Source organism: Aquiflexum sp. (assembly GCF_041751335.1).
GTDB lineage: Bacteria > Bacteroidota > Bacteroidia > Cytophagales > Cyclobacteriaceae > Aquiflexum.
Window position 1 is genome coordinate 1 of record NZ_JBGSXS010000194.1, and the last position, 1,961, is coordinate 1,961.

1 protein-coding gene is annotated in these 1,961 nt (G+C 38.8%); it reads left to right on the top strand.

Going from position 1 to position 1,961, the window contains the following annotated elements; genetic code table 11:
* Positions 1-77: 77 nt before the first annotated feature.
* Positions 78-1,961, top strand: a 1,884-nt coding sequence (locus tag ACEW8U_RS10760; protein WP_373522042.1) for a carboxypeptidase-like regulatory domain-containing protein, incomplete at its 3' end; no start/stop codon positions are given.

Sequence of the window (1,961 nt, forward strand, 5' to 3'; positions counted from 1 at the left end):
TTTCTTTCTTGACGATCGTCAACGAAAATCGATACCTCCCATTATAATTTTGCTTCAAATATCAATTGAGCAGAATTATGAAATTAAAATTTTTTACATCCTTTATTTTACTGTTTATTTCCATTTGTTCTTATTCACAGGTAATTACACAAACTGTAAGGGGATCTGTAATAGATGCAGATAGTAAAAATCCGCTTGTAGGAGTCCAGATAGTGCTGGTTGGCTCCGACCCATTATTGGGGACTGTAACCGATCAGAACGGTAATTTCAGATTACCTGATGTAGCAGTAGGAAGAATTTCATTGAGAATTTCCTATGTGGGCTATGAGTCCCAGCATATACCGGATATTCTGGTCATGTCGGCAAAAGAAACCATCATTGATTTGTCCATGACCGAATCCATCTCAACTATGGATGAAGTGGTGATATCAGCAAATTCAAACAAAGGGGAGTCGCATAATGAAATGTCCCTGATCAGCTCTCGATCCATTTCATCAAATGAAACCAACCGCTATGCAGGAGGCTTTAATGACCCAGTCCGAATTCTGTCCAATTTTGCCGGTGTAAACAATTCGCAGGATGGGAGCGCGGATATCATTGTTAGAGGGAATTCCCCCAAATACATTCAGTGGCGATTGGAAGAAGTCCAAATCTCAAACCCAAGCCACTTTGGTGATCCCGTTGGTTTGGGTACTGGTGCACCAAGTGCATTAAACAACCATTTATTGAGTACTTCTGATTTTCATACCGGTGCCTTCCCATCTGAGTTTGGAGATGTGTTGTCAGGAGTGTATAATATCAAACTGCGAAACGGAAATAATGAAAAGTTTGAGGGAATGTTAGGGGTAGGTATTCTGGGAACAGACCTGACTCTGGAAGGACCATTTAAGGAAGGTTATGGTGGCTCCTACCTGGTAAACTACAGGTATTCTACAGTATCCCTGATTGAACAATTCGGATTGGTGGACATCAGGGGAATACCGACATTTCAAGATGGAGCATTTAAAGTCATGTTGCCCACTAAAAAATTTGGAGACTTCTCCCTGTTCGGGCTATCAGGCTACAGCACTTTGGATTTTGAAGATGTTGATCCAACCATTTTTATTACTCCAGGGGATAATGGATTAAAATCTAACATAAAAGAAGATTTTACCAAAAGAGCACATTTGTTTAATTCAGGTGTCAACCATTTGTTTTCGATCGATAAGAACAGTTATCTCAGAACCACATTGGCCTATTCAAATGAAGGGATAAGAGATCAGATTTCAGAACGATCAGTACTGAATGATTCTATTGTTGCTGTCCAAGACAACTTCAGAAGCCGAATCCAAACCTCAACCTACAGGCTGAACATGACTTACAATAACAAACTAAGTGCAAAAAACACAGTACAGGTAGGTTCCAGATTCGCCCTTTTTCATCATCAGTTTAATATCAGCCGTTTGGAAGATAATTCCTTGAATAGAAATTTTTTGGTTGAAATGGATGAGAATATCAGCACCCTAAGAAATTTCATAAGTTGGAAATACAGGATGAATGAAGACATCACCATAGTATCGGGCTTACATAATATGAATGTGTATTTTAATAATAAAAGTACCCTTGAACCAAGAATTGCTGCTAACTGGCAAGCAAACAAATCCAATACGTTTAGCATGGGGTATGGAATGCACAGTACCATGGAAGGAATCCATCATTATTTCACCCAACTGGAGAATCCTGATGGTAGCATAACCCTACCAAATCAGGACTTAGACTTGCTGAAAGCACATCATTTTGTTCTAGGGTATGAAAAACGATTTTCAAAGAATATAAGGACGAAAGTAGAATTGTATTATCAGGATCTTTATAATTTACCTGTTGAAAACGATATCTCAAGTTCCTTTTCTACCATAAATGAAACGCTGGATTTGCAATTTGTTGATTTGGTAAACGAGGGAAGTGGTACCAACTACGGTATT